At 70.3% G+C, this 21,987-nt stretch carries 15 protein-coding genes; 3 read left to right on the top strand and 12 right to left on the bottom strand.

All coding sequences use genetic code 11. The features are described 5' to 3' along the window. Positions 1-85 precede the first annotated feature (85 nt). Both AB0I94_RS10005 and AB0I94_RS10000 read left to right on the top strand, forming a co-directional pair. A complete protein-coding gene (locus tag AB0I94_RS10005) occupies positions 86-1,249 on the top strand; it encodes an Ig-like domain-containing protein (protein ID WP_363309037.1) in 1,164 nt (387 codons plus the stop codon). A gap of 112 nt (positions 1,250-1,361) precedes the next feature. Continuing rightward, positions 1,362-2,957 (top strand): CocE/NonD family hydrolase, encoded by a 1,596-nt coding sequence (locus AB0I94_RS10000; protein ID WP_363308977.1) that lies wholly within the window; start codon positions 1,362-1,364, stop codon positions 2,955-2,957. Between the two features lie 38 nt (positions 2,958-2,995). Here AB0I94_RS10000 and AB0I94_RS09995 read toward each other — a convergent pair whose 3' ends face one another. The 5 genes from AB0I94_RS09995 to AB0I94_RS09975 all read right to left on the bottom strand — a co-directional run bounded on the left by AB0I94_RS09995 (position 2,996) and on the right by AB0I94_RS09975 (position 6,742). Continuing rightward, positions 2,996-3,865, bottom strand: a complete 870-nt coding sequence (locus tag AB0I94_RS09995) for an amino acid ABC transporter permease (protein ID WP_363308976.1) — start codon at positions 3,863-3,865, stop codon at positions 2,996-2,998. Continuing rightward, positions 3,862-4,506, bottom strand: coding sequence for an amino acid ABC transporter permease (locus tag AB0I94_RS09990; RefSeq protein ID WP_363308975.1), 645 nt, complete (start codon positions 4,504-4,506; stop codon positions 3,862-3,864). Before AB0I94_RS09990 ends, AB0I94_RS09995 begins: the two co-directional genes overlap by 4 nt. Before the next feature lie 9 nt (positions 4,507-4,515). Further along, the gene (locus AB0I94_RS09985) at positions 4,516-5,421 is read right to left on the bottom strand and encodes a glutamate ABC transporter substrate-binding protein (RefSeq protein ID WP_363309036.1); all 906 of its coding nucleotides are present in this window, start codon (positions 5,419-5,421) and stop codon (positions 4,516-4,518) included. A gap of 15 nt (positions 5,422-5,436) precedes the next feature. Further along, a complete protein-coding gene (locus AB0I94_RS09980) occupies positions 5,437-6,180 on the bottom strand; it encodes an amino acid ABC transporter ATP-binding protein (protein WP_363308974.1) in 744 nt (247 codons plus the stop codon). A 121-nt stretch (positions 6,181-6,301) separates the two neighbouring features. After that, positions 6,302-6,742 (bottom strand): DUF6278 family protein, encoded by a 441-nt coding sequence (locus AB0I94_RS09975; protein ID WP_363308973.1) that lies wholly within the window; start codon positions 6,740-6,742, stop codon positions 6,302-6,304. Between the two features lie 461 nt (positions 6,743-7,203). Between AB0I94_RS09975 and AB0I94_RS09970 the strand changes: the two genes are divergently transcribed. Further along, positions 7,204-9,003 carry an SGNH/GDSL hydrolase family protein gene (locus tag AB0I94_RS09970; RefSeq protein WP_363308972.1) on the top strand — a complete coding sequence of 600 codons (1,800 nt, stop codon included), beginning with the start codon at positions 7,204-7,206 and terminating at the stop codon, positions 9,001-9,003. Between the two features lie 92 nt (positions 9,004-9,095). On the opposite strand, the gene AB0I94_RS09965 is transcribed toward AB0I94_RS09970, so the two are convergent. From AB0I94_RS09965 to AB0I94_RS09935, 7 genes are all read right to left on the bottom strand, one after another. Continuing rightward, the gene (locus AB0I94_RS09965; RefSeq protein ID WP_363308971.1) at positions 9,096-9,875 is read right to left on the bottom strand and encodes an exodeoxyribonuclease III; all 780 of its coding nucleotides are present in this window, start codon (positions 9,873-9,875) and stop codon (positions 9,096-9,098) included. Between the two features lie 45 nt (positions 9,876-9,920). Then, positions 9,921-10,553, bottom strand: a complete 633-nt coding sequence (locus tag AB0I94_RS09960) for an MBL fold metallo-hydrolase (RefSeq protein ID WP_363309035.1) — start codon at positions 10,551-10,553, stop codon at positions 9,921-9,923. A 41-nt stretch (positions 10,554-10,594) separates the two neighbouring features. Beyond that, positions 10,595-11,893 carry a 4-carboxymuconolactone decarboxylase gene (gene pcaC / locus AB0I94_RS09955; RefSeq protein ID WP_363308970.1) on the bottom strand — a complete coding sequence of 433 codons (1,299 nt, stop codon included), beginning with the start codon at positions 11,891-11,893 and terminating at the stop codon, positions 10,595-10,597. A gap of 115 nt (positions 11,894-12,008) precedes the next feature. Continuing rightward, positions 12,009-13,349, bottom strand: a complete 1,341-nt coding sequence (ccrA, locus tag AB0I94_RS09950; RefSeq protein ID WP_363308969.1) for a crotonyl-CoA carboxylase/reductase — start codon at positions 13,347-13,349, stop codon at positions 12,009-12,011. Then, positions 13,346-15,745: a beta-ketoacyl synthase N-terminal-like domain-containing protein gene (locus AB0I94_RS09945; protein WP_363308968.1), complete on the bottom strand. Its 2,400-nt coding sequence runs from the start codon at positions 15,743-15,745 to the stop codon at positions 13,346-13,348. Before AB0I94_RS09945 ends, ccrA begins: the two co-directional genes overlap by 4 nt. 7 nt (positions 15,746-15,752) lie before the next feature. Beyond that, the gene (locus AB0I94_RS09940) at positions 15,753-17,060 is read right to left on the bottom strand and encodes an acyltransferase domain-containing protein (protein WP_363308967.1); all 1,308 of its coding nucleotides are present in this window, start codon (positions 17,058-17,060) and stop codon (positions 15,753-15,755) included. Between the two features lie 168 nt (positions 17,061-17,228). Further along, complete coding sequence (locus tag AB0I94_RS09935) at positions 17,229-21,986, bottom strand: type I polyketide synthase (RefSeq protein ID WP_363308966.1); 4,758 nt, start codon at positions 21,984-21,986, stop codon at positions 17,229-17,231. Position 21,987 lies beyond the last annotated feature (1 nt).

Genomic DNA, 21,987 nt, shown 5'->3' with positions numbered 1-21,987 from the left:
TTTGGCCCTCTCACCGTGCGGTTCCACATTCGCACGGAGGTACGTTCCCTTGAGGCCCCTGAGCTCGCCGAGTCGCCGACGCCCCATACGCTCCCGCCACACCGGGGCCGCGGTCACGGCCGCGGGCCTGGCGGCGCTGGCCGCCGCCCTGACCGCCTGTTCGGGCGGCGCCCCCGCAGCCGCCGACACCGCAGCCGACAAGCCGGACATATCCGTCAACCTGCAGGGCGAGCAGGCCAAGGCGGGCTCCCCGGTCAAGGTGAAGCTGGCCGACGGCAAGCTGAAGCGGGTCGAGGTGACCGGCTCCGAGGGCGCGAAGCTCACCGGCAAGATCGCCGCGAACGGCACCACCTGGACCTCGGACCGCAAGGCGGTGCCCGGCACCTCGTACAAGGTGAAGGCGACGACGGACGAGGGCGGCAGCGCACGCGCCTCCTTCAGGACGGCCGCCCCCGAGCAGGTGAACAAGCTGTCCCTGACTCCCGGCAAGGACACCACGGTCGGTGTCGCGCAGCCCCTGTCGGTCGTCTTCGACCACCCGGTGAAGAACAAGACCGAGGTCGAGAAGCACCTGAAGGTGACGACCTCGAACGACACGACGGGGTCCTGGGGCTGGATCAAGAACTACGACGGCAAGGACCGCGTCGACTGGCGCCCCAAGGAGTACTGGGAGTCCGGCACGAAGGTGAAGCTCGACGCCCGGCTCGGCGGGGTCGACTCCGGCACCGACGGCGGCTGGTTCGTGCGCGACTACGTGACCGGCTTCACGGTCGGCAAGAGCCAGAAGGTCAAGGTCGACCTCGACAGCAAGCAGGCCACGCTCGTGCGCGACGGCCAGAGCGTGAAGACCGTCCCGATGTCGGCGGGCACCCCCGGCGGCGACAAGGCGTCCTGGGGCGGCACGTCCGTCCTGATGGCCAAGGAGGGCACGATCAACATGCGCTCCGAGACGGTCGGCCTGGGCGACGCCTACGACAAGATGGTCGACAACTCGATGCGTCTGACCTGGTCGGGCATGTACGCGCACGCGGCCCCCTGGAACGCCTCATACTTCGGCAACACCAACCACAGCTCGGGCTGCATCGGCATGAGCGACGGTGACGCCTCCTGGCTCTACGGCCAGGTCCAGGTCGGCGACCCCTTCGAGGTCTCCGGCAGCGGCTCGAAGGGCGTACCCGACCCGGGCAACGGCTACGGGGAGTGGAACATCTCCTGGTCCGACTGGCAGACGAAGAGCGCCCTGAGCTGAAAGTAGTTCACTCAACAATCGTTACCGGTGCGTAACTTACCGACGGGTTACCTCGGGTAAAGCCTCCCGGTTACCGTCGGGTCACTTTGCTTGCACGAGTAAGGAGTGACCCGTGGGACAACCGCGCAAGGCCCTGCGCACGACCACCGTGGGCGCCGTGTCGGCGACTCTTGTCGCCGGCGCCGCCTTCGGTCTCGCCCCGGCCGCCCAGGCGGCTCCGCCGGCCGCTCCCCAGGCGGCGAGCACCACGGACGTACGTTTCGTCGACATCCCCGGCGACGGCGGCACGATCCTCAAGGCCAACGTCTTCACCCCCAAGGGCGCGAAGGCCGGGGTCAGATACCCCGCGATCGTGCTGCCCACCAGCTGGGCCATGCCCCAGGTCGAGTACGTCGCCCAGGCCCAGAAGCTGGCGAACTCCGGTTATGTCGTGGTCAGTTACAACTCACGCGGCTTCTGGCAGTCGGGCGGCGAGATCGAGACCGGAGGCCCCGAGGACATAGCGGACGCCTCCAAGGTCATCGACTGGACCCTGGAGAACACCCCGGCCGACCCCGGGAAGGTGGGCATGGGCGGCGTCTCGTACGGCGCGGGCATCAGCCTGCTCGCCGCGGGCCACGACAAGCGGATCAAGGCCGTGGCCGCCCTCAGCGGCTGGGGCGACCTCATCGACTCGATCTACAGCGGCCGCACCCAGCACCGCCAGGCCGCCGGGCTGCTCGGCGGCGCCGGTGTCCTCACGGGCCGCCCGAGCCCCGAACTCCGGCAGACCCTCAAGGACTTCCTCGGGTCCAACCCGGACCAGGAGGACGAGATGATCGCGTGGGGCGCCAAGCGCTCCCCCGCGACCTACATCGACCAGATCAACAAGAACGGCGCTGCCGTCATGCTGGGCAACGCCTGGGGTGACACGATCTTCCCGCCCAACCAGTACGCCGAGTTCTACGAGCAGTTGACCGGCCCCAAGCGTCTCGAATTCCGTCCGGGCGACCACGCGACCGCCGAACTGACCGGCCTTCTCGGGCTGCCCAACGACACCTGGACCTCGACCCAGCGCTGGTTCGACCGCTACCTCAAGGGCGAGAAGAACGGCATCGACAGCGAGCGACCCGTCCAGCTCAAGTCCCGTTCGACCGGTGGCTATGAGGGCTATCCCGACTGGAAGTCCGTCGGCGCGACGACGAAGAAGATCGACCTGGCGGGCTCCACCACGCTCCGCACGAACGTCGACTCGGGCGCCAACGGCGGCACGGTGCTGCTCTCGAACGCCCTCGACCAGTTCCTCAAGATCCCGCCGGTGACGTCGGTGCCCCTGCTTCCGCGGCGCTACGCGGGCGTCTGGCAGTCCGAGAAGTACGACAAGGCCCAGCGGGTGCGCGGGACGGCGAAGCTGCACACCACGCTCACCAGTACCAAGGAGAGCGGCACCCTCGTCGCGTACCTCTACGACGTGGGCCCGCTCGGCCTCGGCAAGCTGGTCAGCAACGCGCCGTTCACCTTCCACGGCAAGACCCCCGGCCGGCCGTTCGGCGTGGACCTGGAGTTGTTCTCCACGGCCTACGACGTACCGGCAGGACACAAGCTCGCCCTGGTGGTCGACACGGTCGACCCGCTCTACATCGAGCACAACCCGTCCGGCGCGCAGCTGACCTTCTCCTCGCCCGTGGCCGACCCGTCGTACGTGTCGGTCCCGTTGCGCGAACAGTGATCACCGGCTGCTGCCGGGTCGGGCCCTGGCCCCTTTAGCTACTGCACACCCGGCAGCAGCGTCCCTGGTTCGGCCGGGGCCACATCCGCGGCCTCGGTCTTGGGATTGCGCCGCTGTCGCTTGGACACCCACTGGGCGAACCACGAAAGCAGCATGCACATCCCGATGTAGATCGGCGAGATCACCAGAACCACGGGGATGAAAGGTAGATCGTAGTCGAGGTTCGACGCGATCAGCTTCCCGGCGTGGAGGAACTCCTCATAGGTGATCAGATAGCCGAGCGACGTGTCCTTGAGCGCCACCACCAACTGGCTGATGATGGCGGGCAGCATGGCGCGCACGGCCTGCGGTACGAGGACGTGCGTCATGACCTGTGTCTTGCGCATACCGAGCGCGTACGCCGCCTCGCGCTGCCCGCGCTCCACGGAGTTCACGCCCGACCGGAAGACCTCGGCGAGCACCGAGCCGTTGTAGAGCGTGAGTCCGGTGACCAGGGCCGGCAGCGGCTGGACCTTCAGCGCCACGAAGACGAAGAAGATCATCACCAGGACCGGCATCGCGCGGAAGAACTCCACGAGAAGCGTGGCCAGCCAGCGCACGGGACGGTGCTCGGAGAGCCGCCCCACGGCGAGCAGTCCGCCGAGCGCGAGCGCGAGCACCGCGGAGATGGCGAAGGCCTTGAGGGTGTTCCCGAGGCCCTTCAGGAGGAGTTCCTGGATGCCCGTGTACTCGAAGGGCGTCCACTTGGTCGCGGTGAACTGGTCGGTGTCGAAGAGCAGGTAGAGGAGCCAGCCGGCCAGGGCGAGCAGGATCACGGTGGAGAGGAGCCCGTAGAGCTTGTGTCTGCGCTCGGTCCTGGGGCCCGGTACGTCGTAGAGGGCGGTGGAATCGTGGGAGAGGGCTTTCATCGGGCGACTCCCCAGCGCTTTTCGAGGATGTTGAAGAGGGCGCTGATGGCGAGGGTGATGATCAGGTAGCCGACGGCGATCCAGACGAACGTCCAGATGATGCTGTAACCGAGCTCGTTGAGCGTCTTGTACGTGCCAAGGAGCTCGGTGACGCTGAACGCTCCCGCGATCGCCGAGTTCTTGGCCAGTGCGATGAGGTTGGAGCCGACCGGCGAGATGACGGACCGGAAGGCCTGCGGGAGCACCACCATGGAGAGCGTCTGCCCGAAGGTCATCCCCAGGCTGCGGGCGGCCTCGCCCTGGCCCTTGGGGACGGTGTTGATGCCCGAGCGCAGTGCCTCACAGATGAAGGCGGAGGTGTAGCAGCCGAGCGCGAGGACGGCGAACACCTTGAAGGGCAGGACGAGTCCGAAGCGCGGGAGCCCGAGCAGCACCGCGAAGAAGAGCAGGGTGAGCGGGGTGTTGCGCAGGACCGTCACCCAGGCGGTGCCGAAGGCCCGGAACGAGCCGACCGGCGCCACCCGGAACGACGCCATGACGAAGCCGAGCACGAGGGCCAGGACAGAGGCGTAGACGGTGAGTTCGACGGTGCCGACGAACCCCTTGCCGAAGGTGGAGAAGTTGTCTGTCAGTACGTCCACGACGCCTCCTCAGCTCGCCGGGTAGCGGTCGATGGCGGGCGGCTTCGGCGCCGGGACTCCGGAGAGGCCGAGGGTGGCGTCGTAGGCCTTCTTCCAGTCGCCGTTCTTCTCCCGGGCGGCCAGGGCGTCGTCGACGGCGAACCGCAGGGCGTTGTCGCCCTTGGGTACGCCGATGCCGTAGGGCTCCTCCGAGAACGGCTTGCCGACCAGCTTGAGCTCGTCGGGCACCTTGGCCGCGTACCCGATCAGGATGGCGTCGTCGGTGGTGACGGCGTCGACCTGATACGTCAGCAGGTTGTCGACGCAGACCGAGTAGGTGTCGTACGCGACGAGCGTCGCCTTCGGGTAGTCCTTCTGGATGCGCTGGTAGGGCGTCGACCCGGCCGCCGAGCAGACCTTCTTGCCGTCCAGGTCCCGCGGCCCCTTGATGTCGTCCTCGTCGGAGCGCACGAGCAGGCCCTGACCTGCCATGTAGTAGGGGCCGCCGAAGCCGACGAGCTTCTTGCGGAGGTCGTTGATGGTGTACGTGCCGACGTAGTAGTCGATCTGCCCGTTCTGCAGGGCGGTCTCGCGGTTGGCGGACGCGATCGTCTTGAACGAGATCGACTTCGGGTCGAAGCCGAGCGAGGCCGAGATCATCTTGGCGATCTCGATGTCGAAGCCGGAGTACTCCCCGGTGGCGGGGTTCTTCTCGCCGAGGAACGGCTGGTCCTCCTTGGCCCCGACGACGAGGTGACCGCGCCGTTTCGCCTTCTTCCAGGTGCCGGAGGCGGGCAGCGTGAATCCGGTGGCCACCTGGTACTTGGGCAGTTTTCCGGGGGGCGGCCCCTTCACCGGGGGGCTGCCCTCCTTGCCGCAGGCGGTCGCGGCGCAGGCGGCGAGGACGAGCGCCGCGAGCAGACGTGTCGTACGCATCATGCCTGGCCCCCGTCAGTGCTTGAGGATCTTGGAGAGGAAGTCCTTGGCGCGGTCGCTCTCCGGGTTGCTGAAGAACTCCTCGGGGGCCCGGTCCTCGACGATGCGGCCGGCGTCCATGAAGACGACGCGGTTGGCGGCCGAACGGGCGAAGCCCATCTCGTGGGTGACGACGACCATGGTCATGCCGTCGCGGGCGAGGCCCTGCATGACCTCGAGCACTTCATTGATCATCTCGGGGTCGAGGGCCGATGTCGGCTCGTCGAAGAGCATCACCTTGGGCTCCATGGCGAGCGCGCGTGCGATGGCCACGCGCTGCTGCTGGCCGCCCGAGAGCTGTGCCGGGTACTTGTCGGCCTGCGTCGCCAGGCCCACCCGGTCCAGGAGCTCGCGGGAGCGCCGCGTGGCGTCGTCCTTGTTCTTGCCCCGCACCTTGACCGGCGCGAGGGAGACGTTCTGCAGCACTGTCTTGTGCGCGAAGAGGTTGAAGGACTGGAACACCATGCCCACGTCGGCACGGAGCGTGGCCAGGGCCTTGCCCTCTTCCGGAAGCGGCTGGCCGTCCAGTGCGATGGCTCCCGACTGGATGGTCTCAAGACGGTTGATCGTCCTGCACAGCGTTGATTTCCCCGACCCTGACGGGCCGATGACCACGACCACCTCCCCCTTGCCGACGGTGAGGTTGATGTCCCTGAGGACATGCAGCTCCCCGTAGTACTTGTTCACATCACGCAGTTCGATCAGCGGATCGACGGCCATGCCCTGCCCTGCCCACTCTCAGCGGTGTCGGTCCGCGCAAACTATCCACGTGAAAACGGGACTTACTGGACGACACGCACTTATGGGCATTAACCGTATTTCCAGTTACGTCATCCCGCGGCTACGCCTCCGACGCCTCCGCGTAGACCTGGGACAGTTCAGGAGCGCCCTGCACCGCCCAGTCGAGCCCCGCCTCCACCACCTGGATCTCCCGCCCCGATGGCAGCAGTACGACGGGGCTGCCGCCGGGCCAGACGTGCCAGGCGGCGCCGGGCACCCTACGGACGATGACCGAACCGAGGTAAAGACCGGCGTCGTTGCCGAGCCACGGCAGCAGCTCGGGGTCGTCACGCCAGCGCGGCAGGAGCTGGTCGAGTGCGCTCAACGAGGCGGGTGAGTCGTCGAGTTCGAGCCCGGCGGAGGCCGCCTGGGAGCGCAGCAGCTCACATTCGGCAAGGAGTTCGGCCACCCCGGCCGGGTCCTCGCCGAACGCCGAGGCGAGTCCTGGGCTCCGGTCGGCGGACTGCTGTCTGCGCCACCTGTCGAAGAAGGAGATGTTCATGATCGGCCTCTCCGTGAGGGTGCCTCTGCTCCCCGGTCCAACGAATGTAACTTGCGTCAGTTGATCACGGAATCGCGCGAATCCGGCCACGCGGCGTCGAACTGCCGGAGCGCGTCGGTGAGTAGCTCACCGCGGCCGACGCTCTGACCAGGAAAGATCTGTGTTCAATTGCAGGTGACGTGCGTCGACTGGCGACTGCGGCCCGAAGACCGTTGGTGAGAGCTGCCGGCGTGGCCGAATTATTTGTGGGACAGGCGGAGTTGCACGGTGCCGTCGAGGTCGAACAGCGAGGGTGCCCACTCGCCACCCGAACGGTCGCATCGCACTCGTCGCGATCACCCCGGCATCCCGGCGAGTTCGGGTCACGTTCACGCGCACCTCATTGACGCTTCTCTCCCGCCTCCTTAGCTTCATGGCGCACCTGTCGTCACGTCAGCTTCAGCCAAGGGGAGGGGTCCGGTGTGCGCCCACGCAGCTCGCGTACCTCGCGTATCTCACGTATCTGGGGAGCGGCCGCCGTACTGGCGGTGATCAGCGGCGCCGTACCTGTGGCGACGGCGCAGGCCGCTGCGCACAGACCCGGGCCGCTCCCTCTGGAGCGGCTCTTCGACAACAGGGCGATCAGTGACGACGCGCGGCCCGGCGACGCGGACTTCGACGGCTCGGGCGACTCGCTCTCGGCGCGTGACCTCGACGCGGCGGGCTGGACTCCGGGCCGCTCGCTCGCTGTGGACGGGGCGCGGCTCACCCTGCCGCGCACGGCCGCGGGCGAGGAGGACAACGTTCGTGCCGACGGGCAGTCCGTGCGGGTGCGCGGGCGCGGGGACGCCCTGGCGTTCCTCGTCGCGGGCACGGGCGGCGAGGCGAGCGGCACGGGGACGGTGCGCTACCGGGACGGTTCGAAGGGGACGTACCGCCTGACGGCACCGGACTGGCGCTCGGGCCCGCTCGCCACGAAGGCGGTCGCGCTGCCGCATGTGAACACTCCCGGCGGCCAACTCGCCGAGAAGACACGGCTGTACGTGGTGACCGTGCCGGTGGCGCGCGGGCGCGAGGTCGCGTCCGTGACCCTGCCGAAGGACCCGGGCGCCCCGGACCTGCATGTCTTCGCGCTCTCGGTGCGGCAGCCGGCCAAGGGGTGGACCGGCAGCTGGTCGACGTCGACGGCCGGGTACACGGCGGTGGGCCCGTGGGCCGACCGGACCGTGCGGCTGGTCGTCCACACCAGCACGGGCGGGCCTCGGGTGCGGATCCGGCTCGACAACACCTTCGCCTCGGCTCCGGTGACGATCGGCAGCGCGACGGTGGCGGTGCAGGAGTCCGGGGCGGAGGCGCGGGACGAACCTCGGCCGCTGTCCTTTCGTGGCAAGGCGGGGACCGAAATCCCGGCGGGGGCACAGGCGTTCAGCGATCCGCTCGACTTCGACGTGCCCGAGGACACGAATCTCCTGGTGAGCTTCCACCTCCCGGAGACGGTGACCACCGCACCCGTCCACAGCCAGGCCATCCAGCGCTCGTACGTCAGCGGCCCCGGCGACCACGCGGCGGACGGCTCCCCGGCGGCGTACACGTCGACGATCACGACCTGGCCGCTGCTCACGGGCGTCGACGTGAGCGGTGGCCCCGGATCCGTGGTGCTGCTCGGTGACTCCATCACGGACGGGGTGAAGTCGACGCGGGACGCGAACCACCGCTGGCCCAACGTGCTGGCCTCCCGGCTGCTCCGGCAGGACGACGTCCCGCGCTTCGGAGTGCTGAACCAGGGGATCTCGGCGAATCGCGTGGTCGCGGACCGCTACCCCGGCGACGGTGTCTCCACCGACACGGGCGGCGTCAGCGCGCTGCACCGCCTGGACCGTGATGTGTTCGCCCAGACGTCGGCCCGTACGGTCGTCGTCTTCGAAGGTGTCAATGACGTGCGGTGGGGCGCGTCGGCGGATCAAGTCATCGCCGGGATGCGGGAGATCGCCGAGCGCGCCCATGCGCGTGGCCTGCGGGTGCTGGCCGCGACCATCGCCCCCTGCCAGGGCGAGTCCCTGTGCACGGCGGCGGCGGACGCGGAGCGGATGAAGGTCAACGACTATCTGCGGGGCGGCGACGATTTCGACGCCGTCCTCGACTTCGACGCCGTACTGCGGGATCCGGGGAACCCGGCACGGATGCTGGCCGCGTACGACAGCGGGGATCATCTGCATCCGGGCGACGCGGGGCTCGCCGCGATCGCGGAGTCGGTGGACCTGCGGAAGCTGGTCTCCGGCTAGCGGCTCGGCGGCGCGGGGGTCAGAATGCCTGGCCCCCGCTCCTGCCTGGAGCCCAGGTCCGCCTAGCTCTGTTCAGGACTGCCTAGGACTGTTCAGACGTCCAGGTCCACCACGACCGGCGCGTGGTCCGACGCGCCCTTGCCCTTGCGCTCCTCACGGTCCACGTACGAGTCGGACACGGTCTTCGTGAACGCCTCGTTCCCGTACACCAAGTCGATGCGCATGCCCCTGTTCTTGGGGAAGCCGAGCTGGCGGTAGTCCCAGTACGTGAACGGGTGGTCGTACTTCAAGGGCCGCGGCACGATGTCCGAGAGCCCCGCCTCCCGCAGCGCCGCGAGTGCCGCGCGCTCGGCGGGGGTCACATGGGTGGCACCCTCGAACAGGGCCGGGTCCCACACGTCCGCGTCGGTCGGCGCCACATTGAAGTCCCCGAGGACCGCGAAGGGCCGTGCGCCGGCCGCGTCGGCGGCGACCGCGGCTTTCAGCGCCTCGAACCACCGCAGCTTGTACCCGAAGTGCGCGTGGTCGACCTCGCGGCCGTTCGGCACGTACACCGACCAGAGGCGGGCCGGACCGCAGGTGGCGGAGATCGCGCGCGGCTCCTGGATCCCGTCGTAATCGGGGCCGCCGGGCAGCCCGGTCGTCACGTCCTCGATGCCCACGCGGGAGACCAGCGCGACGCCGTTCCACCGCCCTGTGGCGTTGACCACCGACTCGTACCCGAGCTCGCGGAGCTCGGCGGCGGGGAACTGCTCCGCGGTGGTCTTGGTCTCCTGGATGCACAGCACATCCGTACCGCTGCTCTCCAGCCAGGCGAGCAGCCTGGGCAGCCGAGCGGTGATCGAGTTCACGTTCCAGGTGGCAATGCGCATGCTTCACAACCTACCGGGCGCCACTGACAGTCCCGGCCCCGCCGGTCACAGCTCGGCGGACTCCCCCGGTGTGAGCCGCAGGTGCTCCGCGCCGCCCAGGGACCCGATCTGGGAGTCGTAGATCGGCCGGGCCAGGTCCGTGAGCAGCGCGTCGTGGATGTCGTAGGCACGCTGCGGCTTGAGCTCGCGTACGTAGTCGATGACCTCGGAGATCTTGCTCCAGGGGGCCATCACCGGCAGCATCAGCGTGTCCACGGGCTGCTCGGGCACCGTCAGCGCGTCGCCCGGGTGGAAGACCGAACCGTCCACCAGATACCCGACGTTGGTGATCCGCGGGATGTCCGGGTGGATCACGGCGTGCAGCTCGCCGTGCACCTGCACGTCGAATCCGGCGGCCTCGAAGGTGTCGCCGTGCCCGACGGTGTGCACCCGCCCCGGGAAGGCCGCCGAGATCTTCTCCGCGACGGAGCGCAGGGTCCAGATCTCGGCGGCGGGGTTGGCGTCGAGGCCCGCCCGCAGCCGGTCCTCGTTGAAGTGGTCGGGGTGCTCGTGCGTGACGAGGATCGCGTCGGCGCCGAGCGCCGCGTCCTCCTCGCTGAAGGTGCCGGGGTCGATGACGAGACTCCGGCCGTCCCGCTCCAGGCGGACACAGGCGTGCGTCTTCTTCGTGAGCTTGATGCGCTTCGCGGCAGTCGGCATGCTCCCCATCCTGCTACGCCTTACTCCTGGGGCGTGGTTTCCTCGCGGATCACGGCCTGGGCGACCTTGAAGGCGGAGTTCGCCGCGGGTACGCCGCAGTAGACGGCCGCCTGGAGCAGTACTTCCTTGATCTCCTGCGGGGTCAGGCCGTTGCGCAGGGCGGCGCGGGTGTGGAAGGCCAGCTCTTCGAGGTGGCCGCCCGCGACCAGCGCGGTCAGGGTGACGCAGCTGCGTGAGCGCCGGTCCAGACCGGGGCGGTTCCAGACCTCGCCCCACGCGTAGCGCGTGATGAGCTCCTGGAAATCCGTGGAGAAGTCGTCGGCCGCGGCGAGCGCGCGGTCGACGTGCGCGTCACCGAGCACTTCGCGGCGGACCTTGATCCCCGCTTCGTACGGGTCGGGGCGTCCGCCGGCCACGGCCTCGGGCTGCTCCATGGGCCCGATCTCGGCGACGGGGAAGACGGGCGGCGGCGGGGCGAGCACCGGCTTGACCGGCGTCGCGCTGATCGCCGCGTGCGTCCCGGTGGCGTCGGGCGCGAGCTGCCAGGCGGTGGAGAAGTGCCGTACGAGAAGGTCGGTGACGGCCGCGGGCTGCTCGACCGGGGCCAGGTGGGAGGCCCCCGGCACCACGGCGAGGCGGGAGTCCGGGATGCCGGCGACGAGGGTGCGGGCCTCGCCCTGCCCGGTGACCTGGTCCTCGGAACCGACCAGGACGAGGGTGGGCACCCCTATCCGGCCCAGCTCGGCACGCACGTCGAAGGCGGCGAGGGCCTCGCAGGCGGCGATGTAGCAGCCCGGGTCGGTCGTACGCACCATCTGTACGGCCCAGTCGGTGATCGCGGGCTGCGCGGCGGCGAAGCCGGGCGTGAACCAGCGCTCGGGGGACGTGCGCGCGATGGGGTCGAGGCCGTTGCTCCGCACGATCACCCCGCGCTGGCGGAACTCGTCGGCGCTGCCGAAGCGGGGCGAGGCGGAGATCAGCGCCAGGGAGGCGACGCGCTGCGGGTGCCGCAGGGCCAGCTCGGCACCTATCGCGCCGCCGAAGGCGCAGCCCGCGTACCCGAAGCGCTGCACCCCGACCTCGTCGAGCGTGACGAGAAGCCGCTGGACGAGCTCTCCGACGGAGCCGCAGGGGTGCGCGGGGGCGCCGCCGTGTCCGGGCATGTCGAAACGGAACACACGCCACTGCTTGACCAGCTCGGGCACCTGGCGGTCCCACATGTGCCATGTGGTGCCGAGGGACGGGCCGAGGATCAGGATCGGTGCGTCCTCCGGCCCGTCAAAGCGGTATTGCAGGGTCTCAGTCTTCGTCTCACTCACCCGCTCACGCTCCCACATCGCACAAAATCTCACCGACGGGGGTGGCGGCCTGCACCGGACCACCCCAGTTCCCGCCGGTGCCGCGCCGCCCGCCGGGGCGGTGGTCGGGCAGGGTTCAGCCGCGCCCCCCGCTGTCGCGGAACAGATTGATCCGGTCGAGCTTGCGGGCCCTCAGCTCGTGGTCGCGTACGCCGAGTCCTGGGCGGTCGGCGAGGCACAGGACGCCGACCTTGCCCTGGTGGAGGTTGGCGGCCACGTCGTGGGTGGCCTCGCCCGTGTCGGTGAGCGGGTAGACCCGGGAGAGCACGGGGTGGACGCTGCCCCGTACGACGAGTTCGTTGGCCGCCCAGGCTTCCCGGTAGTTCGCCATGTGCGTACCGATGATGCGCTTGACGTGCATCCACAGGAAGCGGTTGTCGTACATGTGCTCGTAGCCCGTGGTCGAGGCGCAGGTGACGACGCGGCCGCCGCGGGCAGCCACCATGACGCTGACGCCGAAGGTGTCGCGGCCGGGGTGCTCGACGACGATGTCCGGGTCGTCCCCCGCGAGGTTGCGGACGGCGCTGCGGAAGCGGCTCCACTCGCCGAGGCGGGGGCGGTCCTGTCCGTCCCAGAACCTGTAGTTCCCCGCGGACCGGTCGATGACGAGTTCCGCTCCCATCTGCCGGCACAGCTCCGCTTTGGCCTCCGACGAGACGACACAGATGGGTACGGCCCCGCCATTGACGGCCAGTTGGGTCACATAGGCGCCGAGCCCACCGGCCGCGCCCCAGATCAGGACACGTTCGCCCTGCTTCATGTCCGCTCCGTTGCGGGACACCAGCTGGCGATACGCGGTGGAGAGCCCCACCCCGAGACTGGCGGCCTCCTCCCAGGTGAGGTGGGCGGGCTTGGGCATCAGCTGGTTCGCCTTGACCAGGGAGATCTCCGCCAGGCCGCCGAAGTTGGTCTCGTAGCCCCAGACCCGCTGGCCGGGGTCGAGCAGGGTGTCGTCGTGCCCGCCGGGGGTCTGCAGGTCCGGCTGCAGACAGTGGGCGACCACTTCGTCTCCGGGCTTCCATTCGCGTACGCCCGGTCCGGTGCGCAGCACCACTCCCGAGAGGTCGGAGCCGAGCACGTGGTACGGCAGATCGTGCCGCGCGCCTTCCGGTGAGAGCCGGCCGAGGGTGCGCAGGAACCGGAAGGTGGGGACGGGCTCGAACAGCGCCGACCACACGGTGTTGTAGTTGATCGAGCTGGCCATGACCGCGATGAGCACCTCGCCGTGATCCAGCTCGGGCGTGGCGACTTCCTGCACGTGGACCGTCTTGCGGGGGTCACGCTTGTCGACCGGAATACCGACGAGGGACTTCTGTTCCTCGGCGAGGGTGACGGCGGCGCGGTAGCTGTCCGGCACCTCGCAGCCCGCGATGGTCTTCGGGTCGTCCGTGGCCGCGGCGTCGCGGAGTTGACTCATCGGCTGTTCCTTGTCTTCAGACGGCCGTCGGCGGTGCGGGAGAGGGTGATGAGGGGTCCTGGCTCGCCGGTCGCGGGGCCCACCACGGCCTCGGGTGCGTCGTCGTGCAGCGCGCGGAGCACGTCGAGGATGCCGTCGGCCCCGAAGAAGGTGTCGTCCCCCGCGCTGTTCCCGTAGTGGGCGGAGCTCGACGTACGGGGCGCGCCGCACCAGGTCGAGCTGAGGCGGACGAGTGGCCGGAGGCCATGCTCGCGTGCGACGGATTCCCGGCTCAGTGCGAGGAGGAAGGCGCCTTCCACGATCCGTTCCTGTTCGACGCCCATGAACCGGGCGAAGTCCGGGCGGCTGGTGGGGCTGACCCCCAGGACGAGCGCCATGTCGAGCTCCCCCCAGGTCAGGAGCCGGACGGCGGTGTGCACGGCGGTGAGCCCGCTGGTGCCGCCGGTGTCCGTCAGCATGGTGCCGCCGCCCAGGTCGTGGCGGTGGGCGATGCGCGCCGCGGTGATGTTGGGCAGCAGGCCGGGCAGCGTGTCCTTCGTGGTCGGCGCGGTCGTGGACCGGACGTCGCCGAGGAAGTCGGCGAACGCCGCCCGGTCGGGGCCTTCGAGGACACTGTCGACGTCGGTGGCGTAGCAGCGCACGAGGTTGTCGATGCCGGAGGGCGGCGGGCCGACGGCGGCGGCGACGACCCCGGTCGTCGAGCGCACGGGGGACCACAGTTCGCCGTGCTCCGCGATGAAGAGTGCCGCGGTGCGCAGCGCCATGAGCTGGGTCGGGTCGGTGGCGCGCAGGGTGGGCGGCGGAAGGCGTACGTCCGCGAACGGCGGCGTGGGGTAGCGGTCGCCGAATGTGCGCGGTCCCGGGACACCGCCGCCGCGCAGGAATCGCGTCAGTTCCTCGGGGTTCGGGTCGCCGGGCAGATGAGCGGTCCAGGCGAGAAGCACCACCGGGTCGGTCTCTTCGGCTTCGGCTTCGGCATCGGCGGGCCGGTCCGGTTGTGCGGGCGCACGGTCGCCGATCAGCAGATGGGCGTTGGTCCCGCCGAAGCCGAAGGCGGAGACGCCTCCGACTCTGGGGCGCCGGTCGTCCCAGGGCCAGGGGACGTCGGCCACGGGCACCTGTACGACCTTGCCGGTCTCCGCGGCGTCCTCGGGCTCGGTGAAGCGGCGCTGTGCCGGGATCGTCTCCTGCCGGAGGGCCATCAGCAGTTCGATGACCGACACCGCTCCGGAGCTCCACGCGCTGTGGCCCAGCAGGGACTTGTTGGATCCGCACCAGAGGCTGCCCTTTTCCGCGGCGGCGGCGAGCGTGCGCAGTTCCACCGCGTCGCCGACCGTCGTGCCGGTCCCGTGGGCGACCACCCAGTCGATGTCGTCCGCGGTCAGGCCCGCGGCCTGCCAGGCGCGGTCCAGGCACCGGCGCTGTCCGTCCGGGTTGGGGGCGTAGATCGCCGTGCCCCGGCCGTCCGCGGAGCCGCCGAAGCCCAGCAGGACGCCGAACACCGGGTCGTCGTCCTCGATGGCCCGGTCCAGGCGCTTGAGGGCGACCATGCCGGCACCGTCGGCGAACAGGGTCCCGTCCGCTCCGCGGTCGAACGCGCGGACGTCACCGGTGGGGCTCAGGCCGCGCAGTTTGGCGAAGGTGACGTTGTAGCGCGGCGACACCCCCGACACTCCGCCGCAGTAGGCGATGTCGCTGTCGCCGGCCAGCAGGCTCCTGGCGCCGAGGCTGATCGCGTACAGCGAGGAGGAACAGGCGGCGTCGACCACGGCGAACTCGCAGTCGTCGGGCAGGAGACCCGTCGCCGCGGTCCGGGCGACGCGATCGGGCAGGGTGTCCCGCTGTGGTCGGCCGCTGTGCCCGTAGTGCCGCTGCAGCTGGGTGCGCAGTCTGTCCTCGGCCGCGGCCCGCCGGGCGGCGGGGGCACCCTGGTACCGGTGCCGCGCGGTGTGCAGGGCCACCGCCTCGATGAGTGCCGCTTCGTCGGTGCGCTGTCCGGCGAGTGTGCTGCTGCCCACGTAGTAGGCGTAGCGGTCGCTCCTGCGGGCGGCGAGGGTGTCGCCGGCCTGCATCAGGCAGTGGCGCAGCCAGACCAGGTTCTGTTCGGCGGCCGTGAAGGTTCCGGCCTCGATCTCCTCCGCCAGCCGTGGATGCGGCCGGAAGTCGTGCAGGAATCCCGAGGTCCGGCCGTAGCTCCGGTCCTCGGCGGCGGGTTCCGGCGACCAGAAGTGCTCCAGTGGGTAGCGCTCCCGGGGTTCCTCGAACACCGGGCGGCCCTCGCACAGCAGCTTCCAGAGTTCCTCCGGGTCGCCCGCTGCCGGAACCGCGACTCCCATCCCCACCACGGCGACGCTGTCGGCGGGCGGACCGGCTGTGTTCGGGCCACGAGAACTCATGCCGGCTTCACCGCTGCCCTGACGGGGTGGCGTCACCTTCGCGCACCAAGCCGGTGACGAACGTGGCGAGTTCGGCGACGGTGGCATAGCCTCCCGCGTTGCCTTCGTGGAACCTGTCCTCCAGGCCGTACCGCTGGAGTGCGCGCTCCAGCAGCTCGCTCAGTGTCAGGGAGTCCGCGCCCAGGTCCGCCGTGAGGTCCGCGTCGTCCGTGATCACCTCCGGCGGGTACTCCAGGATCTCGGAACACACGGCGCGCACGGTTTCGAGGACCTCCGCGTCGATGCCGGGCTCGGCGGACGCCCCGGCCGGCTCGGCGGCATCGGAGGCGGAGTCGTCGGCCGCGGTGGAAGGTGACAGGGGCCGCAGCAGGGCGGGCAGATCGGATGTGGTCGCGGCGTCGCGAAGGGGTGCCACGGTGAGTGCCGACGGCAGGATCACGGACACGATCTTCGTGAGCACGTCCAGTGGGCCGCACTCCACGAACGCCGTGACGCCGTCGTCGTGCAGCGCGCTCACGGCCTCGTGGAAGCGCACCGGCCGGGTCATGTCGGCCACCATGAGGTCGACGACGTCGTCCGCCGCCGTCAGGTAACGGCCGAGACCGTGCGAGTAGAAGCAGCGTTCGCGGGGCGGGGACATCGGTATGTTCCGCAGCGTCGTCGCGTACAGGGCGCTCGCGTCGGCCAATTGCGGGATGTGGAAGGAACTGGCGACGTGCAGCCGGGACCTGCGGACCCCCGCTTCGCCCGCCGCCTTCTGCACTTTCGACAGATCCGCCTCGTCACCGCTGATCACCGTCTGTTCCGGGGAGTTGTGCGCCGAGACGGCCACCGCGAGCGCGCCCGCGGACGTGATGAGTTCCTCGGCCCGCGCCGGGCTCACGTTCACCGCGAGCATGCCGCCCCCGGGCGGCGCCTTTCGCAGCGCGGTGTGGCGCTCGCAGACCGCCCTGGTGGCGTCGGCGGGAGTGAGGACCCCGGCGACGGCGAGGGCCGCGAACTCCCCGAGGCTGTGCCCGAGGACGTGGTCGGGCCTGATGCCCCACCGCTCCTCCAGGAGCCGCGCGAGGCCGATCGAACTGGCCAGCGTGGCCACGTCGAGGCGTTCGTGGTCGGAGCGCAGCAGCTGCCCGAGTGCGGGCGCGTCGGTCGAGAAGAGCAGCGGCCGGACGGGAGCGTGTCCGAACTCCGCGGCGGCCGCGTCGATCTCGGCCACACACTCCTCGACCGGCTCCGCGTCCGCGCCCAAGTCCGCGAAGGCTCCCGGCAGATAGGCCCCTTGGCCGGGGAAGAGAAATACCACCCGTTCGGTCATGTCATAGCCCTTTCACAGAGATAACCCAGGCCCGTTCCGCCGAGAAACGCCTTGAGCCTATGAGGGAGCTGTCATCGCGTCAGCCCCTACCAAAAGAGTGCGCGCCCCTATTCGGCGGCGGAGTATGCCTTTAGGGGCATCGGCTTGCCCCCTATTGCATTCAGGCGCTCATACGTTGTCGATGATGGCGAATATCTCGTCGTCGGTTGCCGATTCGATGTCGGAATTCACGGCGCCGGATTCAGGCACCGGATCGTCCGCCAGCCGTTTCCCGAGGTACCGGGATAGCGCGAGCGGGGTGGGGTGATCGAAGATGATCGTCGTGGTGAGGCGGAGTCCGGTGGCGGTGCCGAGCCGGTTCTTCAGTTCGAGACCGGCGACGGATTCGAGCCCCGCCTCGCGGAAGGGCCGTTCCGGGTCGATCCCTTCCGGCCCGGTGTGTCCGAGCACGCCGGCCACTGCTTCGCGTACGAGTCCGAGAAGTGCCGCCTCCTTGCGTGGTGCGGACAGCTCCGCGAGCCTGCGGACCAGGTCCGGCCGGCCGGATGGCCCCGCTGCCCCGCCCTCGGTGTCGTCCGGCAGCGCGGCCGGTGTGACCTCGCTGATGAGGGGGCGCGGGCGGGCGGCGCCGTAGACCTCGGAGAACGTCGCCCAGTCCATGTCGGCCACCACGGTGACGGTCTCGTCCCGTTCGACCGTGCGCTGCATCGCGGCGACGGCCCGCTCCGGCTCCATCAGGCTCATGCCGCTGCCGCCGAGCCAGGCGATCCCCTGCTCGTCGCCGAGCATCCCGCCCCCTGCCCAGGCGCCCCAGGCGATCGAAGTGGCGGGCAGGGAGCGGGCCCGGCGGTGCTGGGCGAGGGCGTCGAGGTAGGCGTTGGCCGCCGCGTAGGCGGCCTGCCCGGCGCTGCCCCACACGGCCGCCGCCGAGGAGAAGAGCAGGAACTGTTCGATCGGCTGGTCGTCGACGAGTTCGTGCAGGTGGGCCGCGCCGCCCGCCTTGGCCGACATGATCCCGGCGAGGCGTGTCAAGGGGTCGGCCGCGCTCTCCATCGGTACGCCGTCGTCGAGGACGCCCGCCGTGTGGACGACGGTGGTCAGGGGCTGATCGGCCGGTATCCGCCCGATGACGGCCGCCAAGGCCTCCCGGTCGGTGATGTCGCAGGCGGCGAAGGTGACCTCGGCCCCCAGCTCTTCCAGTTCGGCGCGCAGTTCTTCGGCGTTCGGCGCGTCGGGGCCCTGCCGGGACAACAGGACGAGCCGGGCGGCTCCCTTGCCGGCGAGCCAGCGCGCCGAGTGGGCGGCCAGAGCACCGCTGCCTCCGGTGATGAGCGCGGTGCCGTTCGGACTCCAGTCGCGGGTCGGCCGGTCGGAGGACCGAGGGATACGGGTCAGCCGTGGAACGAGTACGCCCGCCGGACGGACGGCGAACTGGTGCTCGTCGCCGGGGCGCGCGATCACGCCGGCCAGACGGGTGCGGTCACGGGCGGAGAGGGCTTCGGGGATGTCGACCTGATACAGCGGACGGGCTCGCTCCAGGTCGACCACGCGCAGGAGTCCGGCCAGCGCGCCCTGGTGCGGGCACGTCACGGAGTCGTCGGGCCCGGTGGCGACCGCGCCCGAGGTGACGCACCACAGGGGCGCCTCCACGCCTGCCTCGCTCAGGGCTTGCAGAAGCAGCACGGTGGCGGCGGCTCCGGCCGTGAGCTCCGGATGGCCGGGGTGCGGCTCCTCGTCCAGCGCCAGCAACGACACGACCCCGGCCAAGTCCCGTGCATGTGCGCCGAGTTGCCGGGCCATGTCTGCCGTGTCGTGGCTGGTGGTCCTGACCGGAAGGGTACGGATGTCGCCCCCGCGGCCGCTGAGGGCCGAAGCGACGTGGGCGGCGGCCGGTCCGGGGTGGCCTTCCGGGACCACGAGGAGCCAGGTTCCCGTGAGGACCGGCGACTCGTTCGCCGCGGCCCTGTTCCAGGAGACGCGGTACCGCCACTCCTCGATCGCGGCCTCGCCGCGCCGCCGTTCCCGCCAGGCGTGGAGCGCCGGCAGCACAGCCGCCACCGACTCCCTGGCATCGGGGTCGTGCAGCCCCAGTCGAGAGGCCAGTTTCTTGGCGTCGCCGCCGTCCACGGCCTCCCAGAAGTCACTGTCCTCGGCGGGCGGCGGGCTGTCGCTCCGCTGCTGCGGCGCGAGCCAGTAGGACTTCCGGTCGAAGGCGTACGTGGGCAGCGCTGCCGCGCGGGCGCTGCCCCCGGGGAGACCGGCCCGGTCGAGGGTGACGCCGCAGGTCCACGCGTGAGCGGCCGAGATGACGAACCGGCGGAGATCGCCGTGGTCACGTGTCAGGGTGGGCACGGTGTGGGCCTGGGCCCCGGCGGCCTCGATGCGCTCCTCCATCGGAGGGGTGAGCACCGGGTGCGCGCTCACTTCGACGAAGGTCTGGTAGCCCTGTTCCAGCAGTGCCGCGATGGTCCGGTCGAACCGCACCGGACTGCGCAGGTTCGTGTACCAGTACTCCGCGTCCATCATCCGCCCCTCCGCCAGCGGGGACGCCGTGACGGTGGACCACAGCGGGATCCGCCCCGCGGTGGGGCTGATGCCGTCGAGTCCTCGCAGGATCGCCTCACGGATCTTGGACACCTGCGGGCTGTGCGAGGCGTAGTCGACGTCGATGCGCCGCACGCGGCGCACCGCCTTTTCCTGGCAGAAGGCCAGCAGCTCCTCGACGGCTTCGGGTTCGCCCGCGACCACGGTCGACGCCGGGCCGTTGACCGCCGCCACCCACAGTCGGCCCTCCCACGGCGCCATCCAGTCCTCGACGTCGTCGGCAGGCGCGGCCACCGAGGCCATCGCTCCCTGTCCGGCCAGTGCCGTGATGGCCGCCGAACGCCCCACCACAACCCGTACGGCATCGGGCAGGGACAACACCCCGGCCACATGTGCCGCCGCGATCTCCCCCTGGGAATGACCCACCACCGCAGCAGGCAACACCCCCACCGACTCCCACATCCGCGCCAACCCCACCATCACCGCGAAACACACCGGCTGCACCACATCCACCCGATCCCACCGCGGAGCACCCCCAACTCCCCGCAACACATCAACCACCGACCACCCCGCCTCCCCCTCCACCAACGCCGACACCTCACCCACCACCCGCGCAAACACCCCAGAACCATCCAGCAACTCCCGCCCCATCCCCACCCAATGCCACCCCTGACCAGGAAACACCCACACCACACCACCGCCGCCACCGGCCGACCCCCGCACCACCTGGTTCGACGTCTTGTCCGCCGCGAATGTCTCCAGGCCGGTGAGGAGTTCGCCGCGATCGTCGCCGACCACGCCCAGACGGTGGCGCAGCGCTGCCCGTCCGGCCAGCCCTCGGGCGACCTCCGCGACATCCGCGTCCGGCCGCTCCAGCATCCACGAGCGCAACCGCTCGACCTGTCCCCGCAGGGCGGCCTCGGACTCGCCGGAGACGGTCCAGACCACCGGGCCGCCCTCCTCCGAGCCGCTTCCCGACGCCTCGGGATCAGTGCCCCCGCCCTCGCCCTCCTCCAGTACGACGTGGGCGTTGGTGCCGCTCACCCCGAACGAGGACACTCCGGCCCGCCGGACACGACCCTCCTGGCGCGGCCACTCCACGGCCTGCGTCAGCAGTTCCACCTGCCCCGCCGACCAGTCCACCAACGGCGAGGGCTGCTCCGCATGCAACGTCCGCGGCAACACACCCCGCTCCAACGCCATCACCATCTTGATCACACCGGCCACACCGGCGGCCGACTGGGTGTGCGCGATGTTGGACTTCACCGAACCGAGCCACACCGGGCGTTCACGGTCCTGGCCGTACGTCGCAAGCAGCGCCTGCGCCTCGATCGGATCGCCCAGCTGAGTCCCCGTGCCATGCGCCTCGACCACGTCCACGTCGGCCGCGCGGAGACCCGCGCTCGCCAACGCTGCCTGTATGACGCGCTGTTGGGACGGACCGTTCGGCGCCGTCAGTCCACTGCTCGCCCCGTCCTGGTTCACCGCCGAACCCCGCAACACCGCCAGCACCCGCCGACCGTTCCGCCGCGCGTCCGACAACCGCTCCAGCAACAGGAGCCCCACGCCCTCCGCGGTGCCGAACCCGTCGGCTTCGGCGGCGAACGCCCTGCACCGTCCGTCCGGCGACAACGCGCGCTGACGGGCGAACTCGAGCAGCCCGGCGGGGTTGGTGACGACCTGCGCGCCGCCGGCCAGGGCCAGCGAGCACTCCCCCTGGCGCAGCGCTTGAGCCGCCAGGTGGAGCGCCACCAGCGACGACGAACACGCGGTGTCGACGGTCACCGTCGGCCCCTCGAGGCCGAAGGTGTAGGCCAGACGGCCGGACAGGACGCTGCTCAGGTTGCCCGCCATGGCGAAACCGCTCAGCTCGTCCGGCGTCCTGGAGAGGTCGGGCACGTACCCGGACACCCCACCGCCGACGAACACTCCGGTCGAACTGCCGCGCAGCGAACGGGGATCGCCCACCCCGCGCTCCAGCAACTCCCACGAGGTCTCGAGAAGCAACCGCTGCTGGGGGTCCATCGCCAACGCCTCACGCGGCGAGATCCCGAACAACTCGGCGTCGAACCCGGCGACGTCGTCCAGAAAACCCCCGCCGCGGACATATGTCTTCCCCACGCGGTCAGGGTCCGGGTCGTACAGGTCTTCGTCCCACCCGCGGTCCTTGGGCAGCTCCGAGATGGCGTCCCGTTCCGCGATCACCAGGTCCCACAGATCCTCGGGAGACAGCACGCCACCGGGATAGCGGCACGCCATCGCCACCACCGCGACCGGTTCCCGGGAAGCGTCCGTCAGCTCGCGGTTCTGTCGCTTGAGCCTCGTGTTCTCCTTGAGTGCCGTGCGCAGGGCAGCGACGACATTCTCGTCATGCGTGGTCATT

This window comes from Streptomyces sp. NPDC050147 (assembly GCF_040660195.1).
Classification (GTDB): domain Bacteria; phylum Actinomycetota; class Actinomycetes; order Streptomycetales; family Streptomycetaceae; genus Streptomyces.
Note: the sequence above shows the minus strand (reverse complement) of the source record. Positions and strands in the feature narration are given on the sequence as shown.

Coding starts and splice junctions, on each gene's coding strand:
- AB0I94_RS09995 (WP_363308976.1), bottom strand. CDS start 3,865: ATGAAAGCCCTCTCCCACGATTCCACCGCCCTCTACGACGTACCGGGC.
- AB0I94_RS09985 (WP_363309036.1), bottom strand. CDS start 5,421: ATGCGTACGACACGTCTGCTCGCGGCGCTCGTCCTCGCCGCCTGCGCC.
- AB0I94_RS09980 (WP_363308974.1), bottom strand. CDS start 6,180: ATGGCCGTCGATCCGCTGATCGAACTGCGTGATGTGAACAAGTACTAC.
- AB0I94_RS09975 (WP_363308973.1), bottom strand. CDS start 6,742: ATGAACATCTCCTTCTTCGACAGGTGGCGCAGACAGCAGTCCGCCGAC.
- AB0I94_RS09965 (WP_363308971.1), bottom strand. CDS start 9,875: ATGCGCATTGCCACCTGGAACGTGAACTCGATCACCGCTCGGCTGCCC.
- ccrA (WP_363308969.1), bottom strand. CDS start 13,349: ATGAGTCAACTCCGCGACGCCGCGGCCACGGACGACCCGAAGACCATC.
- AB0I94_RS09945 (WP_363308968.1), bottom strand. CDS start 15,745: ATGAGTTCTCGTGGCCCGAACACAGCCGGTCCGCCCGCCGACAGCGTC.
- AB0I94_RS09940 (WP_363308967.1), bottom strand. CDS start 17,060: ATGACCGAACGGGTGGTATTTCTCTTCCCCGGCCAAGGGGCCTATCTG.
- AB0I94_RS09935 (WP_363308966.1), bottom strand. CDS start 21,986: ATGACCACGCATGACGAGAATGTCGTCGCTGCCCTGCGCACGGCACTC.